Source organism: Klebsiella sp. P1954 (assembly GCF_018199955.1).
GTDB classification, from domain to species: Bacteria; Pseudomonadota; Gammaproteobacteria; order Enterobacterales; family Enterobacteriaceae; genus Klebsiella; species Klebsiella pneumoniae.
Genome location: NZ_CP073373.1, coordinates 3,334,523 through 3,358,946, shown reverse-complemented (window position 1 = coordinate 3,358,946; position 24,424 = coordinate 3,334,523). Strand labels below are relative to the sequence as shown.

Below are 24,424 nucleotides of genomic sequence, written 5' to 3'. Positions count from 1 at the left end.
TTACATCAAGCGTTGATAAAGTTCGCGATAGGAGTTCGCGGCAACCTGCCAGCTAAAATCCATATTCATCGCCTGACGCTGCACGTAGCGCCAGAGCGACGGGCGCGACCAGAGGACAAAGGCGCGACGGATAGCGCGCAGCAATGACAGCGCATTGCTGTCCTCAAAGACAAACCCTGTCGCCAGACCATCGGCCAGATTCTCCAGCGAACTGTCAGCGACGGTGTCCGCCAGACCGCCGGTGCGGCGCACCAGCGGCAGCGTCCCGTATTTCAGACCATACAGCTGAGTCAGGCCGCAGGGTTCAAAGCGGCTCGGGACCAGAATGACGTCGGCGCCGCCCATAATGCGGTGGGAGAAGGCCTCATGGTAGCCAATCTGCACACCCACTTTGCCCGGGTGTTCGGCGGCGGCGGCGAGGAAACCTTCCTGCAGCACCGGATCGCCGGCGCCCAGTAGCGCCAGCTGGCCGCCCTGCTCAAGCAGACCCGGCAGCGCTTCAAGCACCAGGTCCAGCCCTTTCTGGCTGGTAAGACGGCTGACGACGGCAAACAACGGCGCTTTATCATCGACCTTCAGGCCCATGGCAATCTGCAGCTGACGCTTGTTCTCCGCCTTCTCCTCCAGCGTGTCGCGATCGTAGCGCATCGGCAGCAGCAGATCGTTTTGCGGGCTCCAGATACCGTCGTCAACGCCGTTGAGAATTCCCGACAGCCGACCTTCATGATGGCGCTGGCGCAGCAGCCCCTCCATGCCGTAGGCGTACTGCGGCTCGGTGATCTCGCGCGCGTAGGTCGGGCTCACCGCCGTAATATGGTCGGCGTAGTAGAGGCCGGCCTTGAGAAACGAGATCTGCCCGTTAAACTCGAGGCCATGCATGTTATAGAACGACCACGGCAGCTCAATGTCATTCATATGCCAGGAGTAAAACATCCCCTGGTACGCCAGGTTGTGCACGGTAAACACCGATTTAGCCGGGCGTCCGCGCGCCGCCAGGTAGGCCGGCGTCAGGCCGGCGTGCCAGTCATGGGCATGCACCACATCCGGGCGCCAGAACGGATCCAGTCCGCTGGCCATTTCACTTCCCACCCAGCCCAGCAGCGCAAAGCGCAGGACGTTGTCGGGATAAGCGTGCTGGTTGGTATCGTGGTAAGGGCTCCCCGGACGGTCATAGAGATGCGGGGCGTCTATCAGGTAGATCCCCACGCCGTTAAAGTGGCCGTACAGCAGCGTGATCCGCCCGGCGAAGGTATCCCGGCGGGTCACCACCTGGGCATCCACCACGCCGCGACGGATATCGGGAAACGCCGGCAACAGCACGCGCGTATCGATACCCTCCGCGATTTGCGCCGCCGGCAGTGCGCCGATGACGTCCGCCAGACCGCCCGTCTTTAACAGCGGGAACATCTCAGAACATACATGTAAGACCTGCATTAGCGCTCCTGTTTGTGCCCTAATTTCCGCAGCATGTCGCGGGTCACCAGCACGATACCTTCCTCTGAGCGATAGAAGCGGCGTGCATCCTCTTCCGCATTCTCACCAATCACCATTCCTTCCGGGATAACACAGGCGCGGTCAATCACGCAGCGACGCAGGCGGCATGAGCGCCCCACCCAGACATCTGGCAACAAGACTGCCGAATCTATGTTACAGAACGAATTCACCCGCACGCGCGGGAACAGCACCGACTGCACCACCACCGACCCGGAGATAATGCACCCCCCGGAAACCAGCGAGTTCAGGGTCATGCCGTGACTACCGGAGCGGTCCTGCACGAACTTCGCCGGCGGCAGCGATTCCATATGGGTGCGGATCGGCCAGTTCTGGTCGTACATATCCAGCTCCGGCGTGACTGACGCCAGATCGAGGTTAGCCTTCCAGTAGGCTTCCAGCGTCCCCACGTCGCGCCAGTAAGGTTCGGCGTTCGGGTCGGACTGCACGCAGGAGAGCGGGAAAGGATGTGCATAAGCCATGCCAGCTTCGGTGATCTTCGGAATGATGTCTTTGCCGAAATCGTGGCTGGAGTTCTCGTTGCGATCGTCTTCTTCCAGCAGCTCATAAAGATAGGCGGCGTCAAAGACATAAATGCCCATGCTGGCCAGCGATTTGGTCGGGTCGGTCGGCATCGCCGGCGGGTTGGCGGGTTTCTCGACAAACTCAATGATTTTTTCGTTTTCGTCGACCGCCATGACGCCGAAGGCGGATGCCTCTTCAATGGGCACCGGCATGCAGGCCACGGTGCAACGCGCCCCTTTTTCGACATGGTCGATCAGCATGCGCGAGTAGTCCTGCTTATAAATATGGTCGCCCGCGAGGATCACCACGTACTCGGCCTTGTAGCGGCTGATGATATCCAGGTTCTGCGTCACCGCATCCGCCGTGCCGCGATACCAATTTTCGCCATGCACGCGCTGCTGAGCCGGCAGCAGATCGACAAACTCGTTCATCTCTTCGCTGAAGAACGACCAGCCGCGCTGGATGTGCTGCACCAGCGTGTGCGACTGATACTGGGTAATAACGCCGATGCGGCGGATCCCTGAGTTAATGCAGTTAGATAATGCGAAATCGATAATACGGAACTTGCCGCCAAAGTGAACGGCAGGTTTCGCACGCTTAATGGTGAGATCCTTCAGCCGGGTGCCACGCCCGCCCGCGAGGATCAACGCCACGGATTTGATGGGTAATTGACGCGCCAGCATCAGCGGATCGTTTTTTTCAAGCCTAACCATGATTAACTCCTTTTTACACCCCCGCTTTCCAGCTCATCCCGCCGCGCCGCCGCCACGGGTCCAACCGAAAGCTTCAGGGCTTACGACCTTTGAAATACGCACACTCCGTGCGCGGGCCCATGCCAGACAGCCATGATGACCGGATTATCCTCTCCGGCGAATGGAGGAACGGCGCGCCATTCCCCCTCGGGTAAAACCATATCCACCACCTCTGCGGTGGCGTTCAGCGTGAGCAGCCAGCGATCCGACAACTGGATCTGCATACACGCGGCCCCCTGCTGCCACTCCGCGGCAGTCAGGGGCTGGGCGTTGCGATTAAGCCAGCGGACGTTGCCATCCCCCTCCTGCCACCAGCGGTTGCGGGTGAGCGCCGGAATACGGCGCCGCAGGTGGATCAGCGCCGCGGTAAAGGCGGTTAATCCCGGGTTCGCCTGGCGCCAGTCCAGCCACGTCAAGGCGTTGTCCTGGCAGTAAGCATTATTGTTACCGTGCTGGCTGTGGCCCTGTTCATCGCCCGCCAGCAGCATTGGCGTCCCCTGAGCCAGCAGCAGCGTCGTCAGCAGCGCATGCGCGCTGGCGCGCCGCCGTTCAATCACCGCAAAATTCGCTTCTAATCCTTCTATACCATGATTGTTGCTGTAGTTATTGTTAGTCCCATCGCGATTCTCCTCCCCGTTTGCCTCATTGTGTTTCTGATTGAAACAAACGCAGTCGCGCAGCGTGAAGCCATCGTGGGCCGTCACCAGGTTGACCGTCGCCGATGGCGGCTTGCCATCGCGGGCAAAGAGATCGCTGGAGGCCGCGAAACGTTGCGCAAAATCCCCCAGGGAGACATTTTGCTGTAGCCAGAAGCGTCGGGCGCTATCGCGAAAATGGTCATTCCATTCAGCGAACAGCGGTGGGAAATTACCCACCTGATAGCCGCCCGGGCCGATATCCCAGGGTTCCGCAATCAGTTTCACCTGCGACAGCACGCTGTCGCGGCGGATAGCCTCGAACAGCGGCGCATCCTGGCGGAATTCCGGCGTCCGCCCCATCACTGAGGCGAGGTCGAAGCGAAAGCCGTCGACATGGCACTCATCCACCCAAAAGCGCAAACACTGGCGCGCCCACTCCACCACGCCGGGGTGGCTAAGATTGAGCGTATTACCGCACCCGGTCCAGTTGTGATAATCGCCATCCTCCCTTACCCAATAATAGCTACGGTTGTCGATTCCGCGCAGGGAGACGGTGGGCCCTTCGAGATCGATTTCCGCACTATGGTTGAGCACGATATCCAGAATCACTTCGATACCGGCGGCATGCAGCGCCTTAACCGCATCGCGAAACTCATCCAGGGCGCGATCCGGGTCGCTGGCGTAGCGCGGATCCAGCGCGAACCACGCCAACGGGTTGTAGCCCCAGTAGTTGCTTAACCCCATCCGCTGCAGTCGCGGCTCGCTGGCGAACTGCGCCACCGGCAACAGCTCAAGGGCGCTGATGCCCAGCGATTTGAAGTAAGCGATCATCGCCGGGTGGCCCAGCGCTTTATAGGTTCCGCGAATGGCTTCCGGTAGCTGCCGATTAAGCAAGGTGAGCCCTTTCACGTGCGCTTCATAAATCACCGTTTCCCCCCATGGGGTACGCGGCGGTTTATCGCCACGCCAGTCATAGCGCAGATCCACCACCTGCGATTTTGGCGCGACCGCGGCGCTGTCGCGGCGATCGGGCTGCCACATGCCGCCGTGCAGGCGCTCATCGTCAGGCAGATCGCCCTCGACCCGGTGGGCGCTGGGATCGATCAACAGCTTGGCCGGGTTAAAGCGGTGCCCCTGCGCCGGGTCCCAGGGACCATGTACCCGATAGCCGTAGCGCAGGCCCGGCCCGGCGGCGGCCAGCCAGCCGTGCCAGATGTCGCCGCTGCGCGCCGGGAGATCGAAGCGTTGCTCGTTGCCCTGCTCGTCGAATACGCACAGCTCCACCCGCTCCGCATGGGCGGAGAAGAGGGCGAAATTCACCCCCTTGCCGTCATAGCTGGCGCCCAATGGCGCAGGTTTGCCTGCCGCGAGTGAGGTCATTGCGCCTCCCGGACCAGCCAGATCGTCGCCAGCGGGGGCAGGGTCAGCGACAGCGAATGTTCGCGGCCATGGCTGGCGATAGCGTCGCTTTCCACCACGCCGCCATTGCCCTGATTGCTGCCGTGATAGTGCATGGAGTCGGTATTTAGCGCCTCGCGCCAGCGGCCCGGCTGGTTAATGCCGAAGCGGTAGTCGTGGCGCGGCACCGGCGTGAAGTTGCTGGCGACGATAATCTCGTTGCCCGCCCGGTCACGGCGTACAAAGACAAACACCGAGCGCTCATGGTCGTCGACCACCAGCCATTCGAAGCCGTAGGGGTCAAAATCCAGCTCGTGCAGCGCTTTATGATGACGGTAGGTATGGTTCAGGTCGCGCACCAGCCGCTGGACGCCGTGGTGCCAGTTGTCGCCGCCCTCCAGCAGATGCCAGTCGAGGCTAACGTCATGGTTCCACTCGCGGCCCTGAGCGAACTCATTGCCCATAAACAGCAGCTTTTTCCCCGGGAAGGCGAACAGCCAGCCGTAGTAGGCGCGCAGGTTGGCGAACTTCTGCCAGGCATCGCCCGGCATGCGGTCGAGAATCGATTTTTTGCCGTGCACCACTTCATCGTGGGAGAGCGGCAGCACAAAGTTCTCGGTGTAGTTGTAGAGCATGCCGAAGGTCATTTTGTCATGATGGTAGCGGCGATGCACCGGATCGAGCTTCATGTAATCCAGGGTGTCGTGCATCCAGCCGAGGTTCCATTTGAACCAGAAACCGAGGCCGCCGCCGGCTGGCGGACGGGTCACCCCGGCAAAATCGGTGGACTCTTCCGCCATGGTGACCGCGCCCGGCGTCTGTTCGCCAAGGATGCGGTTGGTGTTGCGCAGAAACTCAATGGCTTCCAGATTCTCCCGACCGCCGTATTCGTTGGGGATCCACTCTCCCGCCTTGCGGCTGTAATCGCGATAGATCATCGAGGCCACCGCGTCGACCCGCAGCGCATCGATGCCGAAGCGTTCGATCCAGTACAGCGCGTTACCCACCAGGTAGTTGCTGACTTCCCGACGTCCGTAGTTGTAGATCAGGGTATTCCAGTCCTGGTGATACCCCTCGCGCGGATCGCTGTGCTCATACAGCGAAGTGCCGTCAAACGAGGCAAGGGCAAAATCATCCGCCGGGAAGTGGCCGGGCACCCAGTCAAGAATGACGTTCAGCCCGGCGGCGTGCGCGGCATTGATAAAGTAACGGAAATCGTCGCGGGTGCCGAAGCGGCGGGTCGGCGCATAGAGCCCGGTGGGTTGATAGCCCCAGCTGCCGTCGAACGGGTGCTCGTTAACCGGCAATAGTTCGAGATGGGTGAAGCCCATCCATTTCGCATAGGGCACCAGCTGGTCGGCCAGCTCGCGGTAGCTCAGCCAGAAATTATTATCGGTATGACGGCGCCAGGAGCCGAGATGCACTTCATAGATAGAGATCGGGGCATCAAACCGGTTCGCCGCTCTGCGGTCCGCTGGCTGTTCCACTTTGGGCGGCAGGTCGCAGATAAGCGAGGCGCTTTCCGGACGCATTTGCGACTCAAAGGCGTAAGGGTCGGCTTTGACCCGCAGATTGCCGTGGGCGTCAATCAGTTCGAATTTATACAGCTGGCCATTGTGCGCGCCGGGAACGAACAGCTCCCAGATCCCGGACTCTTTGCGGAATCGCATCGGGTGGCGACGGCCATCCCAGTAGTTAAACTGCCCCACCACCGATACGCGGCGGGCGTTCGGCGCCCACACCGAGAAACGGGTACCGGTGACGCCGTCCATGGTGGCAGCGTGCGCGCCCAGCGTTTCGTAAGGGCGCAGGTGGGTCCCTTCCGACAGCAGCCAGACGTCAAGGTCCTGTAACAGCGGACCAAAGCGATAAGGGTCATCGATCAGATTCTGCTGCCCGTGCCAGGTGACGGCCAGCTGATAGCGAAAAGCGTTTTTACGCCGCGGCAGGACGCCGCTGAAGAAACCACGCGAGTCGAGACATTCGAGCTTGCCGACTTTGCGTCCGGTTTTCGGTTCAATAACCCACACGTCGGTGGCATCGGGTAATAATGCGCGCACTTCCAGCCCGGCGTCAGTACGGTGCATGCCGAGCACGGAAAAGGGATCCGCGAAATGACCGGCGATTAGCGCATTAATCACGTCTCTATCAATATGATTAGACATGCTTTCATCCTGTTGTAAGTGTCGCTCATTCCTGTAACTGGCGACTTTTTTGACCTGAACGGCGCAGTGCTCTCAGCATCCTCCTGCTCCGTCCCACCTTCAGGTAAGGAATTCCTTACTTAAAGCATAGCCAAGGCTGAGTTACCTCCGTGGGGAAAAATCTAACATCCGCGTTTACTCCTTGTATTACGCAAAAAAAAAGGGGGCTTGAAGACCCCCTTTCTGTTCATCCTGGGCTTACGCCAGCTGGCGAAGCATCCGGCGCAGCGGCTCCGCGGCGCCCCACAGCAGTTGGTCGCCAACGGTAAAGGCCGATAGATACTCCGGCCCCATATTCAGTTTACGCAGGCGTCCTACCGGGGTGGTCAGGGTGCCCGTCACCGCGGCTGGGGTCAGCTCGCGCATGGTAATCTCACGATCGTTCGGTACCACTTTGGCCCACGGGTTGTGCGCGGCCAGCAGCTCCTCAACGGTCGGGATAGAAACATCTTTCTTCAGCTTGATGGTAAACGCCTGGCTGTGGCAGCGCAGCGCGCCAACGCGAACGCAGAGGCCGTCTACCGGGATAACGGACGAGGTGGCGAGGATCTTGTTGGTCTCCGCCTGGCCTTTCCACTCTTCGCGGCTCTGACCGTTATCCAGCTGTTTGTCGATCCACGGGATCAGGCTGCCCGCCAGCGGTACGCCAAAGTTATCGACCGGCAGCTCGCCGCTGCGGGTCAGCGACGTCACTTTGCGCTCAATATCCAGGATGGCGGAAGCCGGGTCCGCCAGCTCCGCGGCCACATGATTATGCAGCTGCCCCATCTGGCTCAGCAGCTCGCGCATATGACGCGCGCCGCCGCCGGAAGCCGCCTGGTACGTCGCCACGCTGACCCACTCCACCAGATCCTGAGCAAACAGGCCGCCGAGGGACATCAGCATCAGGCTGACGGTGCAGTTGCCGCCGACAAAGGTTTTCACGCCGTTGTTCAGGCCGGCGGTGATCACATCCTGGTTAACCGGGTCGAGGATAATGATCGCATCGTCCTTCATGCGCAGCGAAGAAGCCGCGTCAATCCAGTAACCCTGCCAGCCGCTTGCGCGCAGCTTCGGGTAAATCTCGTTGGTGTAATCGCCGCCCTGGCACGTGACAATAATGTCCAGCGCCTTCAGCGCGTCCAGATCGAACGCATCCTGCAGCGTGCCACCGGTGCTACCGCCGAATGACGGCGCTGGCTGTCCCAGCTGGGAGGTAGAGAAGAACACCGGGCGAATGGCGTCGAAATCGCGCTCTTCAACCATGCGTTGCATGAGGACAGAGCCGACCATTCCGCGCCAGCCGATAAAACCAACATTTTTCATAACGTATTCCTGCGAGGTGTGTGCTGTTTGTGCCTGGCCAGTTTCCAACTGGATTATCCCTCACCTTACAAAATGCAGCTAAAGTCGCAAGTGAAATTAATCAATGATTGCTGAACAATCAGAAAAGCAACTTATCCTGCACATTGTCCACCGTCGCTGGTCGTCGTCAAAAGCGCAACGATTATCGGGGAAATCCCCCGGGGAATGGAATATTTTCCGTCGCTATTTTATTGATCCTGATTATGGATTAAGCGTGAAATCTGGTGCTTTTCCGCTTGCCAAAAAAAAGCGACAAACCCAGTCACAGCAAGGGCTGACGAGGGATACGAGCATCGTCGTAGCGCTAATAAGGGCCAATAGCTGGCAAGGAAAAGAGGGAAAAAGGGCGGCTTATTGCAAAGAAGCCAGGGTAAGCAGCGTTACCCTGGCTTTTTATTTCCCGCGAGCGGGAGATGAGCGGGCTTAGCTCAGCAGCTGGAAGGCGATCATACCGACAATCGCCCCGGTGGTGCCAAGGATGGTTTCCATCATGGTCCAGGTCTTCAGCGTCTGGGCTTCACTGGCGCCGGTAAATTTACCGAACAGCCAGAAGCCGGCGTCGTTCACGTGGCTTACCACAATCGAGCCGCCGGCGATACAGATAGACAATGCCGCCATCTGCGCGCCGCTGTAGTTCAACTGCTCAATCACCGGCATCACCAGGCCGACCGCCGTCAGGCACGCCACGGTGGCAGAGCCCTGAATGATACGCACCGCCGCCGCCAGTACGAAGCAGGTAATAGCGATCGGCAGCCCCATTCCGGTCAGCGCTTCACCAAGCGCCGGGCCAACGCCGGAGTCAACCAGCACCTGCTTGAAGACGCCGCCAGCCCCGATCACCAGCAGAATAATCCCGGCCGGCTGCAGCGCGTGGCCGCAAATCTCCATCACCCGGTCTTTCGCCATTCCCTGACGTACCGCCAGACCGTAAATCGCCACCAGGCAGGCCACCAGGATCGCGGTGAACGGGTGGCCGATAAACTCGAACCATTCGTAGGCAGTGGAACCCACCGGCACAAAGCGCGCGGCGATGGTTTTCAGGCCAACCAGCACCAGCGGCAGCAGGATCAGCGCCAGGCTGAAGCCGAAGGAGGGCATTTTGCCTTCGCCGAGATGCGGTTCCGTGACGTCGTCAGGAATATGCAATTCGACGTAGCGGCTGATGAAGTTGCCCCATAGCGGACCGGCGATAATCATCCCCGGAATGGCCGCACACAGGCCAATCAGGATCATCCAGCCGAAGTCGGCGTGCATTTGCGACGCCAGCAGCATCGGCGCCGGTCCAGGCAACAGAAACGCCGCGGCGGCGGCAACGCCGGCAAACAGCGGGATCACCAGCTTCACGAGGTTAGTACCGGTATGGCGCGCCATCGAGAAGGCGACGCTAATCAGCAGTACGATCGCCACTTCGAAGAACAGCGGCAGCGCGCAGATGAGACCGGCGAGACCAATCGCATAGTGCGCGCGATTGTGGCCAAAGGATTTGAGCATCTTGACGGCAATCTGATCGACCGCCCCCGTTTCATGCAGGATCTTACCGAACATCGCGCCGAGCGCGACGACGATCGCCAGGAAGCCCAGCGTACCGCCCATCCCTTTCTCCATCGTCGCCGCGATTTTATCCAGCGGCATGCCGGAGAAGAGGCCGGCGCCAATAGAAACCACCATCAAAGCCACGAAGGCGTGCATTCGCGCCTTCATGACTAAAAACAGCAGCAGCAATACCGAGCCGACTGCTGTTAAAACAAGCGTTAAAGTACTCACTAGTGACTGCCTTTGTTGATCACCTCGATGGTGCTGGCCACCACGCCTTCCAGCGGCTGGTCGATATCGACGATAAGCACATCGCTCTCGTCGGCGCCTGGTTCCTGCAGCGTTTCAAACTGCGTCACCAACATTTGGGTTTTAAAGAAGTGCCCTTTACGCGCCTTCAGACGGCTTTCGATCACGTCGAAATCGCCTTTCAGGTAGATGAAGGAGAGGTTCGGGTTGCCCTTGCGCAGAATGTCGCGATAGCTCTTCTTCAGCGCCGAGCAGACGATCAGCGACACCTTGTTGGTACGCTGCATGGCGAACGCGGCGTCATTTAGCGCCTGCAGCCACGGCGTGCGGTCATCATCGTTGAGCGGCTCGCCGGAGGCCATCTTGGTGATATTGCTGCGCGGATGGAGAAAGTCGCCGTCAAGAAACGCGGCATGCAGTTGATGCGCCACTTCGCTGGCGACAGCGGATTTTCCGCTGCCGGAAACGCCCATCAGGACATAGACGTGGTGATCATGGTTAGTCGTGCTCAAAGCGTCCTCCCACTGGACTGGTACGCCGCGCCGGGGCTGACTCATCCAGCGCGAAGGCGGCGTATCGGTTAATTGTTACGGGTAACTGTTATCGGTAACATTGTCATGCCGGACCTGTGGAGAAGCAATATCCATTCGTGCCAGATGTGAATATGTGTGATCTACTTCAAACTTGTCAGTTTAAATTGATCCGCCCGGTGACAATGTGAAACCTAAATCTAACATCTTAGGGGTAATCGCTTCACCACGAATGCGCGCCAGCAGCCGTTCGGCGCCGATGCGCCCCATCCGCTCGCGCGGGGTCAGGACGCTGGCCAGCCGCGGCTCCATCACCTGGCCGATATCATGGCCGTGGAACCCGGCGATCGCCATATCATCGGGGATCTTCAGTCCCAGACGCTGGCACTCGAACGCCGCGCCGACCGCGAGGTCATCGTTGGTGCAGAAAATGCCGTCGAGCTGTGGATATTCGCGGCGCGCCTGGCGCATCAGCTCAATCCCCGAAGAATAGGACGAGGATTGCTCCACCATCACGCTGTAGGGCGTCATCCCGGCGTCAAGCATCGCCTGCTCGTACCCCTTCTGTTTGATGATAGTACGTTCATCAAGACGCGCCCCCAGATAGGCGACATGGCGGTGGCCGCGGGCGATGATCGCCGCGGTCATCTGCCGGGCGGCTTCAAAGTTATCAAACCCGACGGCAATATCGAGACACGGCGACCGGCTGTCCATCAGTTCCACCACCGGAATGCCGGCGACTTCGATCATCTTCAGGGTGCGCGGCGTATGGGTGCGTTCGGTGAGGATCAGGCCATCAATGTTCCAGGAGAGCATCGATTCGAGGCGTTTCTCTTCCATTTCCGGCTTATAGCCGTAGTGCGCCAGCATGGTTTGATAGCCGAAGGCGTCGGTGACGCTTTCGATACCGCGCAGCACTTCCGAGAAGACCTGGTTGGTTAACGACGGCAGCAGCACGCCGATGGCGCGGCTGGTGGCGTTGGAAAGAATGTCAGGGGCGCGATTGGGAATATAACCCAGTTCATCGAGGGCAACGGCAATCTTGCCACGCAGCGCTTCGGAGACCTGCTCCGGGTTGCGTAAATAGCGACTGACCGTCATTTTGGTCACGCCGACAAGATCGGCTACATCCTGAAGTACGGGTCTTTTCTTTTTCATCGTCCTGACTGTGATCAACGGGAAACATTTTCTCAGTTTATCACGGACAAAGCGCAACCTTCCCTAACATGAGGGAAGGCTGCGCAATTTATTTAACCTGGCTCAGATAACTATCAAACCGGCGGCAGATCGAACAGCAGGATCTCGCTATCGCTGTCGGCATGAACCGAAATCGCCTGCTCGTCCCAGATAGCCAAACCGTCGCTGGTGGTGGCTTTGGTACCGTTGATGGTCACTTCGCCTTTGACCACCTGGATCCACACGCGGCGTTCCGCGGCAATCTGGTGAACCGACTGCTCATCTTTCAGCAGCGCCCAGCGATAGAGTTCCATATCCTGGTACACCTTCAGCGAGCCATCTCGCGCATCCGGCGACAGCACCAGCTGTTTGCCCTGGGCGGCGTCGAAGCGGCGCTGCTCGTAGCGCGGGGTAATGCCGGTTTCTTCCGGAATAATCCAGATCTGATACAGACGCAGACGATCGGTTTTGCTCGGGTTGTACTCAGAGTGGCGCACCCCGGTACCCGCGCTCATGATCTGGAACTCGCCCGCCGGCACCTGCTCTTTGTTGCCCATGCTGTCCTGGTGCTCCACCGCCCCTTCCAGCACATAGGTCAGGATCTCCATGTCTTTGTGCGGGTGGGTACCGAAGCCCTGACCGGCGTCGATGACGTCGTCGTTAATCACCCGCAGGGCCGAGAAGCCCATAAAGTTCGGGTCATAATAGTTGGCGAAAGAGAAAGTATGCCAGGAATCCAGCCAGCCATGGTTAGCGTGGCCACGTTCGTTCGCTTTGCGTAAATAGATCATGTTGCACCCCCGTATGTTGTCGATGGAGTCAGTGTGGACCCATTTCGCCGGCGATCATAGAGGGTGAAAATTGACTCCTCTGTTCAAAAAATATGAACAAGCGCAGAGGAGCCAATTTGACTTATCGGGTAAGGGTAATGGTGGCCGGTGAAGGCTGCTCAAAGCCGCGCTGCAGGATCTCCATATTGGTGAGAACGTCAGTTTCCTTGACGTAATTCGGCTGGCCGTTGACGAGGGTGTCGTACAGCGCGTCGTACACCCGACCATAATCGCCGCTCTCCAGCGGCACCGCTTCGCGCACCATCTCCCCTGCCTCGTTGACATACACCAGCTCGCCAACGCTGTCGTCCGCGCCAAATCCCGGCTCGCCCGGCATGACATTGGCCTTCAGGCTGGTCTCCTGCTGGTCAATGCCGTACTTCACAAACGAACCTTTGTGCCCGTGAACGATAAATTTCGGGTAATCGATCTGCACCAGATGGCTGGTCTTAACGATGGCCTTCATATCGCCGTAGAACAGCTGGGCTTCAAAGGTGTCATCCGGGTTGGCTTTATTGCGCAGCGAGCGCAGATCGTAAGAGACATGGTCCGGGCGGCCGAACAGCGAAATGATCTGATCCAGGGTATGCACGCCAAGGCCATAGAACTCGCCGTTTTGCGGACCGCCGGGGTTGGTCTCCGCCAGCGGGCGATAATTATCGAAATGGCTTTCGATCTCCACCAGTTCGCCGAGTTTCCCGCTCTCAATCACCTTTTTGGTGGTCAGGAAGCAGGAGTCGAAACGGCGGTTCTGATAGGGCGTCACCGTCAGGCCTTTGCTGTTCGCCAGGGCAAACAAAGTTTTTGCTTCCTCCAGCGTCGGGGTGAACGGCTTTTCCACCAGCACGTTTTTTCCTGCCTCCAGCGCCTTTTTCGCATATTCAAAATGGCTGTCGGCGTGAGTGCAGACCACCACCAGCTTGACCAGTGGATCGTTTAATACTTCATCAAGGTCGCTGGTGAAATGAATATGGGAATACTGCGGCGCCTGCTCCTCGGGCTTCGCCCGGCGGCGGTAAATGTGCGCTACCTGCCAGCGGTCTTTGCGGTGCAAAACGTAAGGAAGGTGATAGCGGGTGGTGCTTTTACCAAAGCCAATAAATGCGCAGTGCAGAGTCATAACGCTGTCCTTAGTTAATGAGCTACCTTCAACCATAGCGCAAGCCGGTCCCTCACTTCATCCTCTCTGTTTGCTTGCAGTGAAGATTCGTTAGGAAAATAGTTCGAGTATCACTCATACGTAATTATTAATAACTTATTGATTAATAAGTTATTAAATCAGCAGTTTTCGGCAAAAAACCTTGATCGCCATGGCAAAACTGCGGATAAGTGGAGAGCAAACCAGGAGGTTGCTGATGACTAACGGAGTAGCCAGCCGCTGCTGATGGACAAACAGTATCTCGCCATAAACGGCGCCCTTTTTTTCTGGCTTCTCGCGCTGATCGCCTGGTCTGTCGATGCAAGCGCGCTGGCGCGCCTGGCGGCCGCCTGCGCGCTTATCGCTTTCCTCCTCCATAGCCAACGGAACAAGATTAACGCGATGTTTATTAACAAAAATAAAACGGAACCTCAGATATCAGAAGCAGCCACGCCTCCGGCAATTAACCCAGAACCCGAAGCGGTCGCCAGCAAAAAACACGAGACTACGGTCATCGCCAGCGGGGTGCATTTCGTCGGCAATATAGTCGCCAGCGGCCATGTCTATATCCACGGTCAGGTCACCGGCAACATTGAGGCCAAAGAGCATTTGATTAAGGTAATGCGTGAAGGCCAGGTGGAGGGCAACGTCAGCTGCCGGGAGCTAATAATTGACGGCAAGGTGCAGGGGCAGTGTCATGGCGACAGCATCACCATCGAGGAGCACGGCCATCTGGAGGGTACCCTCGCCTATCGCGCGCTGGCGATCAAGAAAGGCGGCGTTTTTAGCGGTCGCGCTGAACTGCTGGCCGCCGCGGAGAACAAAAGTCATATTCTCGGTCTGGTAGCAGACGCACCCTCCAAAGCCGAGGCGGAGCCCGTCAGGCCGCAGAGCGCCTGAGATAGCAGCAAAAAAAAAGCCAGCACCCGGCTGGCTAAAGTAATACTGGAAGCAATGTGAGCAATGTCGTGCTTTCAGGCTTTCCGCAAGGGTCTCCCTGAATGCAGGACAATAATAATCATTCTCATTCGCACTTGTCTACTTTTTTTTGCAAATAATGCGTGTTGACTCGAACGCCGTAGTCAGTGATGTTTAAAGGGACTTTTCACCTGAATGAGGAACAAGGAATGAGTGACATCGTGATACGCCATGCTGAACCGAAAGATATTGACGCGATTCGTCAAATTCACGCCCAGCCGGAGGTGTATCACAACACGCTACAGGTCCCTCATCCATCCGAACATATGTGGCGGGAGCGGCTAACCGATACGCCCGGCGTGAAGCAACTGGTGGCCTGTATCGATGAGCAAGTCGTCGGCCATTTAAGCATTGCCGTCGTCCAACGTCCCCGCCGTAGCCACGTCGCCGATTTTGGTGTCAGCGTGGATTCGCGCTGGCACAACCGCGGCGTCGCCAGCGCGCTGATGCGTACCATGATTGATATGTGCGACAACTGGCTGCGCGTCGAGCGTATTGAGCTGACGGTGTTCGCCGATAATGCCCCGGCGATTGCGGTGTATAAGAAGTACGGCTTTGAGATCGAAGGCACCGGCAGGCGTTACGCGCTGCGCAACGGTGAGTATGTGGATGCGTATTATATGGCGAGAATGAAGTAGCGTGTTGCCGGGTGGCGGCTTCGCCTTACCCGGCCTGCGTTCGCACAGTTGTAGGCCCGGTAAGCGCAGCAGCGCCACCGGGCAACACATCAATACCCCGCCGTTAAATCATCCGGCGAACGCGGATCGGAGGCGCCATACAGCATGCCGTCCGGCCCCACCATGATGCTCTGGGTACTGCCCATCGCCTCTTTCAGCGCCACTTTCTGCCCCTTCGCCTCCAGCAGCTTGAGGGTATCCGGGCTAAAGCCTTTCTCCACCCGCAGCTCATCCGGCAGCCATTGATGGTGGAAACGCGGCGCGTTGGTGGCTTCCGCGACGTTCATCCCGAAATCGATGGTATTGACCACCATCTGCAGTACGGTGGTGATGATCCGACTGCCGCCCGGGCTGCCGGTCACCAGCCAGGTTTTGCCATCTTTCACCACAATGGTCGGCGACATTGACGACAGCGGGCGTTTTTTCGGCTCCACCGCATTGGCTTCGCCGCCCACCAGACCATAGACGTTAGGCACGCCGGGCTTCGCCGAGAAATCATCCATCTGGTTATTGAGCAGAATGCCGGAATTACCGGCCACAATGCCGGTACCGAAGGTGGTATTCAGCGTATAGGTCACCGCCACCGCATTGCCGTCTTTATCGACCACCGAGAAGTGGGTGGTCTGGTTGCTTTCATAGGGCGCCAGCTTGCCCGGACGGATCTGGCTGGAAGGCTTCGCCTTGTTGACATCAATCTCGGCGGCGATCGCTTTGGCGTAAGCCTTGCTGGTCAGCGCCTGCCACGGCACGTTGACGAAGTCAGGGTCGCCGAGATATTCAGAGCGGTCGGCGTAGGCGTGTTTCTCCGCCTCCGCCATCACCTGCATGGCGTCGGCGCTGCCAAAACCATATTTCTGCATATCGAAGTTTTCGAGGATATTGAGGATCTGCACGATATGGATCCCGCCGGAGGACGGCGGCGGCATAGAGTAAACCTCATACCCGCGATACTCGCCGCTAACCGGCGTACGCTCCATAGCCTTATAGCCGGCGAGATCGGCTTTGGTGATTAGCCCGCCGTGCTTTTTCATCTCGTCAGCGATCTGGTCGGCGATGGCCCCTTTATAGAAGGCGTCCGGGCCGTGCTCGGCAATCAGCTCCAGGCTCTTACCGAGGTTCTTCTGCACCAGCCGATCGCCCTTCTTCAGCGGCTCGCCGTTCTTCCAGAAGATCGCTTTACTATTTTCATGCTGCGGGATCACTTCGCTGCCGTAGGTCTTCAGATCGTCCGCCAGCGCATCGTTAACGATAAACCCCTCTTCCGCCAGCTTAATCGCCGGACGGATCACTTTGTTCAACGGCATGGTGCCATACTTTTCCAGCGCGAGGGAGAAACCGGCGACGCTGCCTGGCGTGCCGGAGGCTAGATGCGAAGTCAGTGATTTTTTACTGTCCGGGTTGCCCTGGTCGTCAAGGAACATGTCGCGGGTGGCCTGCTCTGGCGCCATTTCGCGGAAATCGATCGCCGTGGTCTTGCCGTCTTTAGTCCGCAGCATCATAAAACCGCCGCCGCCAATATTCCCGGCCTGCGGATGGGTGACCGCCAGCGCGTAGCCTACCGCTACCGCCGCATCGACAGCGTTACCGCCCTGGCGCAGGATATCCACGCCGACGCGGGTCGCCAGCGCGTCCACCGAGGCCACCATCCCCTGCCGGGCGCGTACCGGGTGGAACACATCTTCCTCTACGCCATAAGAGACCGGCGGCGGCGGTGGCGGATTGGCGGCGACGGTAAAGCTGCCCCCCGCCAGCAACGCAGCGATGACCACCTGACGCCATATTGTTGTTTTTATCATTGTCTTACTCCTGAAAGGTAGGTTTCATTCCCCGCTTAAGCCTGGTTGATAACTCCTAAAAAATCATTGTTATGGCAGATTCGAGGTACACTTAAGTGATCCCACGCACGGGAGGAGAAAACCATGAAAGCGATTCTGTTTCTGGCGGCGCTGATGCCGCTTGGCGTATTAGCCCAGCCGATCAATATTAATAACAACCCTAACCAGCCGGGTTACGTGGTCCCCAGCCAGCAGCGCATGCAAAATGAGATGAAGATCCAGCAACAGCAGCAGCAGAGCATGCTGAAGCAGGATCTGAACAATCAGACCCGCTCGCAGCAGCAGCATTTGCAAAACCAGCTGCAGACTAATCAGCAGCGCGCGGCCCAGGGCGGCAATCTGAATGCGCCGCAGCAGGTGCGGCCAAATAACAACGGTGGGATGCTGCGGCAGACTAATCCGTAAAGGTCGTCCGCCGCAAATCCGTCTTAAGGCTGGAAATTCGGCCCGATGACATCAATGGCATCGGTGCAGATGCAGTCTACGCCCCAGCACAGCAGTTCGGCGGCGCGCTGGGGTTTATTGACCGTGTACACCAGAATGTGCAGGCCGGCCTGTTTCAGGCTCGCCACCCGCGCCGCATCCAGCAGTTTGTGATTGAGGTGAATCGACACGCAGCCCAACCGGGTGGTCAATTCGCGCCAGTCATCGCGCCACTCATCCAGCAGCAGCCCGCGCGGCAGCTCGGGCGCGGCTTCCTGCGCCGCCTCCAGGGCGTCGATTTCAAAAGAGGAGAGCAGCGGCGCGGTCATGCCTTGCCATAGATCGCGCGCGGCCAGCGCCACCACTCTGCCGGTCTGCGGCCCCAGCCCGGTGGTCGGCTTAATTTCGATATTCGCCATCATGCCGTGACAACGGCAGCGCTCCGCCACCTGGGAGAGCAACGGCAGCGGCTCGCCCTTAAATTCACGGCTGAACCAGCTACCGGCATCGACCTTCAGCAGATCGTCCCATGCCAGCTCGCCCGCCACGCCCCAGCCATTGCTGGTGCGTTCGAGATTATCGTCATGCAGCAGAAAGATCTGCCCGTCCTTCGACAGCTTGGCGTCAAATTCAATCATCGTGTGCCCGTAGCGGGCGCCGACGTCGATAGCCGCCAGGGTGTTCTCCGGCGCCAGTTTACCGCCGCCGCGATGGGCGACGATGCGGGGATAAGGCCAGTTACTCATGCGCGTTGTCCTGTTTCACCATCAAAGAGGTGCAGATGTTCCAAAGGCAGATGCAGCCATAGCGTGCTGCCTGCCGCCGGGCGCTGCTGGTGCGGCAGTCTGACCACCAGCTTCTGTTCGCCCCAGCGCCCGTGAGCGAGGTTATCGGCACCTAAAATTTCCAGGGTGTCCATCAGCAGCGGAATGCCGCCTTGCGCCTGCGAGCTTAAGATAAAATGCTCCGGACGGATACCGAGCGTCATTTTACGCCCAGCGTGGCGCCGGTGCTCATGATTCGTCGGCAGCTGCATGCCGCCCGCCAGCTCAAAGCGACCGCCGTCATCGCTGATGCGCCCTTCCAGCAGGTTCATGGCCGGGCTGCCGATAAAGCTCGCCACAAAGCGGCTGGCTGGCTTCTCGTACACTTCCACCGGGGTGCCGATCTGCTCGGCAACGCCTTTGTTCATCACCATCACCCGCTGGGCGAGGGTCATCGCCTCCACCTGGTCATGGGTGACGTACAGCGAGGTGGTTTTCAGGCGGCGATGCAGCTGCTGCAATTCCAGACGCATCTGCACGCGCAGCTTGGCGTCGAGGTTTGACAACGGTTCGTCGAAGAGGAATACCGCCGGGTCACGCACGATGGCGCGGCCCATCGCCACACGCTGGCGCTGGCCGCCGGACAGTTCCCGCGGGCGGCGCTTGAGCAGACCATCCAGCTCCAGAATGCGCGCCGCCTCCTGCACCCGCTCGGCGATCAATCCCTTACCCATGCCGCGAATCTTCAGCCCCCACGCCATGTTCTCTTCCACGCTCATATGCGGATAAAGGGCATAGTTCTGGAACACCATCGCGATGCCGCGATCCTTCGGCTCCATCTCGGTCACCCGTTTACGATCGATCCAGATATCGCCGCTGGTCACCCGTTCAAGTCCCGCGACCATCCGCAGCAGCGTTGATTTCCCGCAGCCCGACGGGCCGACCATGACGATAAATTCTCCGTCCGCCACGTCCAGCGTCAGCGGTTGAATTACCTGGGTTTTGCCATCCCAGCTTTTGCTTACTGCCTGTAGTTTTAAACCAGCCATTTTATTTCTCACTATCGACCAGGCCGCGCACAAACGCGCGCTGCATGGCTAAAACGATGACGACCGGCGGGATCAGGGTCAGCAGCATCGCCGCCATCACCTGATTCCACTGGGTAGTACCTTCGCCGGTGGCGATCATGCCTTTAATACCGGCGACGGCGGTGCCAAGATTCACATCCTGAATAATCAGCAACGGCCACAGATACTGGTTCCAGCCGTAGATAAAGGTGATGACGAACAGCGCGGCGAGGTTGGTTTTCGACAGCGGCAGCACGATGTCGCGAAAGAAGCGCATCGGCGAAGCGCCATCGATACGCGCCGCTTCAATCAGCTCGTCCGGCAGGGTCATAAAGAACTGGCGGAACAGGAAGGTAGCGGTGGCCGAAGCCATCAACGGCAGCGTTAACCCGGCATAGCTGTCGAGCATGTTGAGGTTGGCGATCACCTCCACCGTCGGGAAAATACGCACCTCGACCGGCAGCATCAGGGTGATAAAGATCATCCAGAAGAACAGGTTACGCAGCGGAAAGCGGAACCAGACGATAGCGAACGCCGAAAGCATCGACACCACGATTTTGCCGACCGTAATGGCGAACGCCATGATGAAGCTGTTGAGCATCATCAGCCAGAACGGCGCGCTGTTGACGCCGACGCCGTTCACCCAAATGGTCTTCATGTTCTCCAGCAGATGGCCACCGGGGATCAGCGTCATCGGCGTTTCAAATACCGATTTGTTATCCAGCGTCGCCGCCACGAAGGCGACGTACAGCGGGAATAAAATGACGGCGATACCCAGGGTCAGAATGGTGTGGCTGAAAATCGTCAGCCCGCGACGGTTCTCAATCATTGGTAACGCACCTTACTTTCAACGTAACGGAACTGCACCACCGTCAGGATAATGACGAGGAACATCAGCACCACCGACTGCGCGGCGGAAGCGGATAGATCGAGCCCGGCGAAACCTTCGCGATAGATTTTGTAGATCAGAGTGGTGGTCGCCTGCACCGGGCCGCCAGCGGTGGCGGCATCGATCACCGGGAAGGTGTCGAAGAAGGCATAAACCAGGTTGACCACCAGCAGGAAGAAACTCACCGGCGCAATCAGCGGCAGCGCCAGCTTAAAGAAGCGACGAATCGGCCCGGCGCCGTCGATGGCGGCGGCCTCAACCAGCGAACGCGGAATCGACTGCAGCGCGGCGAAGAAGAACAGGAAGTTGTAGCTTATCTGCTTCCACACCGAGGCGAAGACCACCAGAAACATCGCCTGGCCGCTGTTCTGCGCATGGTTCCAGTCATAGCCCAGCTCGCCGAGGAAATGGGTGATCAGCCCGCGCCCGGGGTTAAAGAGGAAGATCCACAGCACCGCCGCGACGGCGGGGGCCACGGCGTACGGCAGCAGCATCAGCGTTTGATAAAAGCGGCTGCCGCGCACCACATAGTCGACCAGCGCGGCGAAAAACAGCGAAATGAGCAGGCCGCTGACGGTCACCAGGGCGCTGAATTTTATGGTGGTCCAGAACGAGTCCAGGTAGTACGGATCGTGGAACAGCGCAACGAAGTTATCCAGGCCGACGAACTGGCTGGAAAGGCCAAAGGGATCGACGCTCTGCAGCGAGTACCACAGCGCTTCGCCTGCGGGCCAGATAAAGAAAATCAGCGTGATAATCAGCTGCGGCGCGACCAGCACATAGGGCAGCCAGCGCGAGCGGAATACCGGACGGGATGATGACATTGAGATTGGGTTCCTGAACAATGCCGGGTGGCGGCTACGCCTTACCCGGCCTACATAGGGCACATCGTAGGCCCGGTAAGCGCAGCGCCACCGGGCAAGTTACAGATTACGATTTGGTCGCTTGTTCGAAGCGACGCAGCAGCTGGTTCCCGCGCTGCACGGCGGAATCCAGCGCCTGCTGCGGGGTTTTCTTGCCGGTCCACACGCTCTCCAGCTCTTCATCGACGATGGTGCGGATTTGCGGCATGTTGCCCAGGCGCAGACCTTTGGTGAACGGCAACGGCGGCTTGTTCAGCATCTGGCGGGTAGCGATATCGGCGCCCGGGTTCTTATCATAGAAGCCCTGCTGACGCGTCAGATCGTAGGCCGCGGTAGTGATCGGCAGGTAGCCGGTTTTCTGGTGCCACTCGGCGGCGTTTTCCGGTTTGGTCAGGAAGTCGAGGAACTTCGCCACGCCGGTGTAGGTCTCTTTGTCCTTGCCCTGCATCACCCACAGGCTGGCCCCGCCGATGATGGCGTTCTGCGGCGCGCCTTTCACGTCGGCATCGTAAGGCATCATGCCGACGCCGTAGTTGAATTTGGCGTACTGGCGGATATCGGCCAGCGAGCCGGACGAGGCAGTGGTAATGGCGCAGTCGCCGTTATAGAACTTTTCGGTAGACTCGTCTTTACGCCCGAAGTAGCTGAAATCGCCCTTCTTGTTCATCTCTTCGAGCAGCGCGATATGCTTCACCTGCTCCGGCTTGTTGAACTCAAGAACCGCGTCGGTACCGTCGAAGCCGTTATTCTTCGTGGCCACCGGCAGACCGTGCCAGGCGCTGAAGTTTTCAATCTGGATCCAGCCCTGCCAGCCGCTGGCGTAGCCGCACTTCATCCCGGCGGCTTTCAGCTTCGCGGTGTAGGCCGCCAGATCCTGCCAGGTCTTCGGCGGCTGCTCCGGATCTAAGCCGGCTTTTTTGAAGGCGTCTTTGTTGTAGTAGAGCACCGGGGTAGAGCTGTTAAACGGCTGGGAGAGCAGATGGCCGGTTTTCGAATCGGTGTAATACCCGGCCACCGTCGGTACGAACTGCGATTCATCAAACTTGATGCCCGCCTCGCTAAACACCTGGTAGACCGGCTTAATGGCTTTTGACGCCATCATGGTGGCGGTGCCGACTTCATACACCTGCAGGATAGCCGGCGCGTTGCCGGTACGGAAGGCGGCGATACCGGCGCTCAGGCTCTGCTCGTAGTTGCCTTTGTATACCGGAACGATTTTGTAATCAGGATTGGCCGCGTTAAAGCGTTGCGCCAGAGAATCCACTTCTTTACCCAGCTCGCCTTCCATTGAGTGCCAGAATGGGATGGTGGTAACCGCCAGGGCCTGACCGGCAAAAGCCAGGCTCAGCGCCAGTCCTAAAGCTGTATGTCGTAACGATATCATCGGTTATCTCTCTTGTTGTGCCGGATGCGCGATTTCACGCGTTTTATGCTCGCGGGGTAACATGACATGTTCGAATTACAGAAAAATAACTTTTTTATTACAAAAAAAAGATAGTAACGGGTCAGAGAGATGACAAGCCGATGAAAGGATGGGGGAAGTAAAGTGGGAGCTGAGACACGGATAATATTCGTGCGGTCGGCTCCCGGGGTCGGCGCAAGCGCCTCGCCCGGGCTACAAACCGGCGAAGCCGCCGGGTTGCAACGAGTTAACCGTCATCCACGCAAACGCGCGACAATCTGTTCCAGGGTAAGTTGCCCTGCTGCTGCCTCGACGGTCATGCCGACGAAGTCTGGATTCGCTGGCAATATAATTCCATTTCGCTTTAAAAAAAGCAGGGTGATAAACAGTGCCGTACGCTTATTACCATCATTAAATATATGACCGCGAGAAATCGCCAGCAGATGCATCGCAGCGAGTCGCCACACGTCTGTCACACCTTCATATTCAATTTTGTTTAGCACCCTATACATTATCGCTTCGGCACGCCCCGGATCGGGCATACCGGCAACGCCAGGCGTGACGCGGAGCAGCCTGTCGTGAAACTGTATTATCTCTTCCGCTGAGATAATCTGCAGCGTCATTTATCCGCAAGCTCCCTGATCTCATCACCATGAACCGCCATGATAGCCGCGAACTCATCATCCATTCTGGCCGCCTGGTAGCGTTCAAACTCTTCTGCACTAATGATGACTGCAGATTTATGCCCACGACGGGTAATGGTCACAGGTACACCTGTCACTGCGCTTTCCAGCACATCGGCCAGATTTTGCCGGGCTTCGCTATAGTTAACCGTTCTCATAAAAACCTCCAAAGCTGTACTCTTTTATTGTACAACATACATGTACAAAAAAAGAGCCAACAGGCTCTTTTAAATGTATTCGTGCGATCGGCTCCCGGGGTCGGCGCAAGCGCCTCGCCCGGGCTACAAACCGGCGAAGTGAACGACGCCGGGTTGCGATGAATTAACCGCCGAGATAGGCGCTGCGCACCGCCTCGTTGGCCAACAGCGCGTCGCCGGTATCCTCCAGCACCACGTGACCGTTTTCCAGTACGTAGCCGCGATCGGCCAGCTTCAGCGCCTGGTTGGCGTTCTGCTCAACCAGGAAGATCGTCATTCCCTGCTCGCGCAGCTGCTCGATGGTGTCGAAAATCTGCTGAATGATAATCGGCGCCAGCCCCAGCGACGGTTCATCCAGCAGCAGCAGGCGCGGTTGGCTCATCAGGGCGCGACCGATCGCCAGCATCTGCTGCTCGCCGCCGGACATAGTGCCGGCGCGCTGAATACGGCGTTCATGCAGACGCGGGAACAGCTCATACACCCATTTGATGCGGGTCTGGAACTGATCGCGGTCGGCAAAAAAACCGCCCATCGCCAGGTTCTCTTCCACCGTCATACGCGAAAAGACGCGCCGCCCTTCCGGAACGATCGCCACCGCCTCGCGCATGATCTTCGCGGTTTGCCAGTCGGTAATATCCTTACCGTCAAAGACAATGCGCCCGCTGGAGGCGCGCGGGTCGCCGCACAGCGTGCCGAGCAGGGTGGTTTTCCCCGCGCCGTTGGCGCCGATAAGCGTGACGATCTCGCCCTGTTTGATATGCAGGCTGACGTTGTGCAGCGCCTGAATCTTGCCGTAGTGGGCGCTGACGTTGTCAAAAGTTAACATCGCGTTTTCCAT

The 24,424-nt window shown here is 58.5% G+C and carries 23 protein-coding genes; 4 read left to right on the top strand and 19 right to left on the bottom strand.

The features are described 5' to 3' along the window. The 5 genes from glgA to asd all read right to left on the bottom strand — a co-directional run bounded on the left by glgA (position 1) and on the right by asd (position 8,313). On the bottom strand, positions 1 to 1,434 hold the full coding sequence (gene glgA / locus KB890_RS15995; protein ID WP_002920564.1) for a glycogen synthase GlgA: 1,434 nt from the start codon (positions 1,432 to 1,434) through the stop codon (positions 1 to 3). Beyond that, positions 1,434 to 2,729, bottom strand: a complete 1,296-nt coding sequence (gene glgC, locus KB890_RS15990; RefSeq protein ID WP_002920566.1) for a glucose-1-phosphate adenylyltransferase — start codon at positions 2,727 to 2,729, stop codon at positions 1,434 to 1,436. The genes glgA and glgC overlap by 1 nt, the downstream gene beginning before the upstream one ends. 80 nt (positions 2,730 to 2,809) lie before the next feature. After that, positions 2,810 to 4,786 carry a glycogen debranching protein GlgX gene (gene glgX / locus KB890_RS15985; protein WP_004181465.1) on the bottom strand — a complete coding sequence of 659 codons (1,977 nt, stop codon included), beginning with the start codon at positions 4,784 to 4,786 and terminating at the stop codon, positions 2,810 to 2,812. Next, on the bottom strand, positions 4,783 to 6,969 hold the full coding sequence (gene glgB, locus KB890_RS15980) for a 1,4-alpha-glucan branching enzyme (protein ID WP_004181466.1): 2,187 nt from the start codon (positions 6,967 to 6,969) through the stop codon (positions 4,783 to 4,785). Before glgB ends, glgX begins: the two co-directional genes overlap by 4 nt. A gap of 237 nt (positions 6,970 to 7,206) precedes the next feature. Beyond that, positions 7,207 to 8,313 carry an aspartate-semialdehyde dehydrogenase gene (gene asd, locus KB890_RS15975; RefSeq protein WP_002920570.1) on the bottom strand — a complete coding sequence of 369 codons (1,107 nt, stop codon included), beginning with the start codon at positions 8,311 to 8,313 and terminating at the stop codon, positions 7,207 to 7,209. A 103-nt stretch (positions 8,314 to 8,416) separates the two neighbouring features. On the opposite strand from asd, the gene KB890_RS15970 reads away from it, so the two are divergent. Then, complete coding sequence (locus KB890_RS15970; RefSeq protein ID WP_020325126.1) at positions 8,417 to 8,779, top strand: hypothetical protein; 363 nt, start codon at positions 8,417 to 8,419, stop codon at positions 8,777 to 8,779. Here KB890_RS15970 and gntU read toward each other — a convergent pair. The 5 genes from gntU to KB890_RS15945 all read right to left on the bottom strand — a co-directional run bounded on the left by gntU (position 8,776) and on the right by KB890_RS15945 (position 13,790). Then, positions 8,776 to 10,116 (bottom strand): gluconate transporter, encoded by a 1,341-nt coding sequence (gene gntU, locus KB890_RS15965; RefSeq protein WP_002920773.1) that lies wholly within the window; start codon positions 10,114 to 10,116, stop codon positions 8,776 to 8,778. The genes KB890_RS15970 and gntU overlap by 4 nt on opposite strands. Then, entirely contained in the window at positions 10,116 to 10,646 is a 531-nt protein-coding gene (gene gntK / locus KB890_RS15960; protein ID WP_002920775.1) for a gluconokinase, read from the bottom strand. The genes gntU and gntK overlap by 1 nt, the downstream gene beginning before the upstream one ends. 180 nt (positions 10,647 to 10,826) lie before the next feature. Further along, positions 10,827 to 11,822: a gluconate operon transcriptional repressor GntR gene (gene gntR, locus KB890_RS15955; protein ID WP_002920777.1), complete on the bottom strand. Its 996-nt coding sequence runs from the start codon at positions 11,820 to 11,822 to the stop codon at positions 10,827 to 10,829. Positions 11,823 to 11,935: 113 nt separating this feature from the next. Continuing rightward, positions 11,936 to 12,631, bottom strand: a complete 696-nt coding sequence (locus KB890_RS15950; protein WP_002920779.1) for a pirin family protein — start codon at positions 12,629 to 12,631, stop codon at positions 11,936 to 11,938. A gap of 121 nt (positions 12,632 to 12,752) precedes the next feature. Further along, positions 12,753 to 13,790, bottom strand: coding sequence for an oxidoreductase (locus tag KB890_RS15945; protein ID WP_004181468.1), 1,038 nt, complete (start codon positions 13,788 to 13,790; stop codon positions 12,753 to 12,755). 264 nt (positions 13,791 to 14,054) lie between these two features. Here KB890_RS15945 and KB890_RS15940 point away from each other — a divergent pair, with 264 nt between their 5' ends. Next, positions 14,055 to 14,708, top strand: a complete 654-nt coding sequence (locus KB890_RS15940) for a bactofilin family protein (RefSeq protein ID WP_004181469.1) — start codon at positions 14,055 to 14,057, stop codon at positions 14,706 to 14,708. A gap of 227 nt (positions 14,709 to 14,935) precedes the next feature. Further along, on the top strand, positions 14,936 to 15,424 hold the full coding sequence (gene yhhY / locus KB890_RS15935; protein ID WP_004181470.1) for an N-acetyltransferase: 489 nt from the start codon (positions 14,936 to 14,938) through the stop codon (positions 15,422 to 15,424). Positions 15,425 to 15,513: 89 nt separating this feature from the next. On the opposite strand, the gene ggt is transcribed toward yhhY, so the two are convergent. Then, the gene (gene ggt / locus KB890_RS15930; RefSeq protein WP_004181471.1) at positions 15,514 to 17,259 is read right to left on the bottom strand and encodes a gamma-glutamyltransferase; all 1,746 of its coding nucleotides are present in this window, start codon (positions 17,257 to 17,259) and stop codon (positions 15,514 to 15,516) included. A 123-nt stretch (positions 17,260 to 17,382) separates the two neighbouring features. On the opposite strand from ggt, the gene KB890_RS15925 reads away from it, so the two are divergent. Continuing rightward, positions 17,383 to 17,703, top strand: a complete 321-nt coding sequence (locus KB890_RS15925) for a DUF2756 family protein (RefSeq protein ID WP_004150073.1) — start codon at positions 17,383 to 17,385, stop codon at positions 17,701 to 17,703. A 23-nt stretch (positions 17,704 to 17,726) separates the two neighbouring features. On the opposite strand, the gene ugpQ is transcribed toward KB890_RS15925, so the two are convergent. The 8 genes from ugpQ to livF form a co-directional block, all read right to left on the bottom strand. Then, positions 17,727 to 18,467: a glycerophosphodiester phosphodiesterase gene (gene ugpQ, locus KB890_RS15920; protein WP_004181472.1), complete on the bottom strand. Its 741-nt coding sequence runs from the start codon at positions 18,465 to 18,467 to the stop codon at positions 17,727 to 17,729. Beyond that, positions 18,464 to 19,534 carry a sn-glycerol-3-phosphate import ATP-binding protein UgpC gene (locus tag KB890_RS15915; RefSeq protein ID WP_004150074.1) on the bottom strand — a complete coding sequence of 357 codons (1,071 nt, stop codon included), beginning with the start codon at positions 19,532 to 19,534 and terminating at the stop codon, positions 18,464 to 18,466. The genes ugpQ and KB890_RS15915 overlap by 4 nt, the downstream gene beginning before the upstream one ends. Position 19,535: 1 nt before the next feature. Further along, positions 19,536 to 20,381, bottom strand: coding sequence for a sn-glycerol-3-phosphate ABC transporter permease UgpE (gene ugpE, locus KB890_RS15910; protein WP_004181473.1), 846 nt, complete (start codon positions 20,379 to 20,381; stop codon positions 19,536 to 19,538). Further along, the gene (ugpA, locus tag KB890_RS15905) at positions 20,378 to 21,265 is read right to left on the bottom strand and encodes a sn-glycerol-3-phosphate ABC transporter permease UgpA (protein ID WP_002920792.1); all 888 of its coding nucleotides are present in this window, start codon (positions 21,263 to 21,265) and stop codon (positions 20,378 to 20,380) included. The genes ugpE and ugpA overlap by 4 nt, the downstream gene beginning before the upstream one ends. 106 nt (positions 21,266 to 21,371) lie before the next feature. Continuing rightward, the gene (gene ugpB / locus KB890_RS15900; protein ID WP_004174008.1) at positions 21,372 to 22,688 is read right to left on the bottom strand and encodes a sn-glycerol-3-phosphate ABC transporter substrate-binding protein UgpB; all 1,317 of its coding nucleotides are present in this window, start codon (positions 22,686 to 22,688) and stop codon (positions 21,372 to 21,374) included. A 272-nt stretch (positions 22,689 to 22,960) separates the two neighbouring features. After that, complete coding sequence (locus KB890_RS15895) at positions 22,961 to 23,329, bottom strand: type II toxin-antitoxin system death-on-curing family toxin (protein WP_002920800.1); 369 nt, start codon at positions 23,327 to 23,329, stop codon at positions 22,961 to 22,963. Beyond that, positions 23,326 to 23,547 carry a type II toxin-antitoxin system Phd/YefM family antitoxin gene (locus KB890_RS15890; protein WP_004174006.1) on the bottom strand — a complete coding sequence of 74 codons (222 nt, stop codon included), beginning with the start codon at positions 23,545 to 23,547 and terminating at the stop codon, positions 23,326 to 23,328. Before KB890_RS15890 ends, KB890_RS15895 begins: the two co-directional genes overlap by 4 nt. Before the next feature lie 163 nt (positions 23,548 to 23,710). Beyond that, a complete protein-coding gene (livF, locus tag KB890_RS15885; RefSeq protein ID WP_004145133.1) occupies positions 23,711 to 24,424 on the bottom strand; it encodes a high-affinity branched-chain amino acid ABC transporter ATP-binding protein LivF in 714 nt (237 codons plus the stop codon).

Excerpts from the sequence above, each read along its gene's own strand:
- KB890_RS15915 (WP_004150074.1), bottom strand. The coding sequence starts at position 19,534 with ATGGCTGGTTTAAAACTACAGGCAGTAAGCAAAAGCTGGGATGGCAAA.
- glgB (WP_004181466.1), bottom strand. The coding sequence starts at position 6,969 with ATGTCTAATCATATTGATAGAGACGTGATTAATGCGCTAATCGCCGGT.
- KB890_RS15950 (WP_002920779.1), bottom strand. The coding sequence starts at position 12,631 with ATGATCTATTTACGCAAAGCGAACGAACGTGGCCACGCTAACCATGGC.
- glgX (WP_004181465.1), bottom strand. The coding sequence starts at position 4,786 with ATGACCTCACTCGCGGCAGGCAAACCTGCGCCATTGGGCGCCAGCTAT.
- KB890_RS15895 (WP_002920800.1), bottom strand. The coding sequence starts at position 23,329 with ATGACGCTGCAGATTATCTCAGCGGAAGAGATAATACAGTTTCACGAC.
- ugpE (WP_004181473.1), bottom strand. The coding sequence starts at position 20,381 with ATGATTGAGAACCGTCGCGGGCTGACGATTTTCAGCCACACCATTCTG.
- livF (WP_004145133.1), bottom strand. The coding sequence starts at position 24,424 with ATGGAAAACGCGATGTTAACTTTTGACAACGTCAGCGCCCACTACGGC.
- KB890_RS15890 (WP_004174006.1), bottom strand. The coding sequence starts at position 23,547 with ATGAGAACGGTTAACTATAGCGAAGCCCGGCAAAATCTGGCCGATGTG.
- ugpA (WP_002920792.1), bottom strand. The coding sequence starts at position 21,265 with ATGTCATCATCCCGTCCGGTATTCCGCTCGCGCTGGCTGCCCTATGTG.
- KB890_RS15945 (WP_004181468.1), bottom strand. The coding sequence starts at position 13,790 with ATGACTCTGCACTGCGCATTTATTGGCTTTGGTAAAAGCACCACCCGC.
- asd (WP_002920570.1), bottom strand. The coding sequence starts at position 8,313 with ATGAAAAATGTTGGTTTTATCGGCTGGCGCGGAATGGTCGGCTCTGTC.
- ugpQ (WP_004181472.1), bottom strand. The coding sequence starts at position 18,467 with ATGAGTAACTGGCCTTATCCCCGCATCGTCGCCCATCGCGGCGGCGGT.
- ugpB (WP_004174008.1), bottom strand. The coding sequence starts at position 22,688 with ATGATATCGTTACGACATACAGCTTTAGGACTGGCGCTGAGCCTGGCT.
- KB890_RS15925 (WP_004150073.1), top strand. The coding sequence starts at position 17,383 with ATGAAAGCGATTCTGTTTCTGGCGGCGCTGATGCCGCTTGGCGTATTA.
- gntR (WP_002920777.1), bottom strand. The coding sequence starts at position 11,822 with ATGAAAAAGAAAAGACCCGTACTTCAGGATGTAGCCGATCTTGTCGGC.
- KB890_RS15970 (WP_020325126.1), top strand. The coding sequence starts at position 8,417 with ATGATTGCTGAACAATCAGAAAAGCAACTTATCCTGCACATTGTCCAC.
- yhhY (WP_004181470.1), top strand. The coding sequence starts at position 14,936 with ATGAGTGACATCGTGATACGCCATGCTGAACCGAAAGATATTGACGCG.
- glgA (WP_002920564.1), bottom strand. The coding sequence starts at position 1,434 with ATGCAGGTCTTACATGTATGTTCTGAGATGTTCCCGCTGTTAAAGACG.
- KB890_RS15940 (WP_004181469.1), top strand. The coding sequence starts at position 14,055 with ATGGACAAACAGTATCTCGCCATAAACGGCGCCCTTTTTTTCTGGCTT.
- glgC (WP_002920566.1), bottom strand. The coding sequence starts at position 2,729 with ATGGTTAGGCTTGAAAAAAACGATCCGCTGATGCTGGCGCGTCAATTA.
- ggt (WP_004181471.1), bottom strand. The coding sequence starts at position 17,259 with ATGATAAAAACAACAATATGGCGTCAGGTGGTCATCGCTGCGTTGCTG.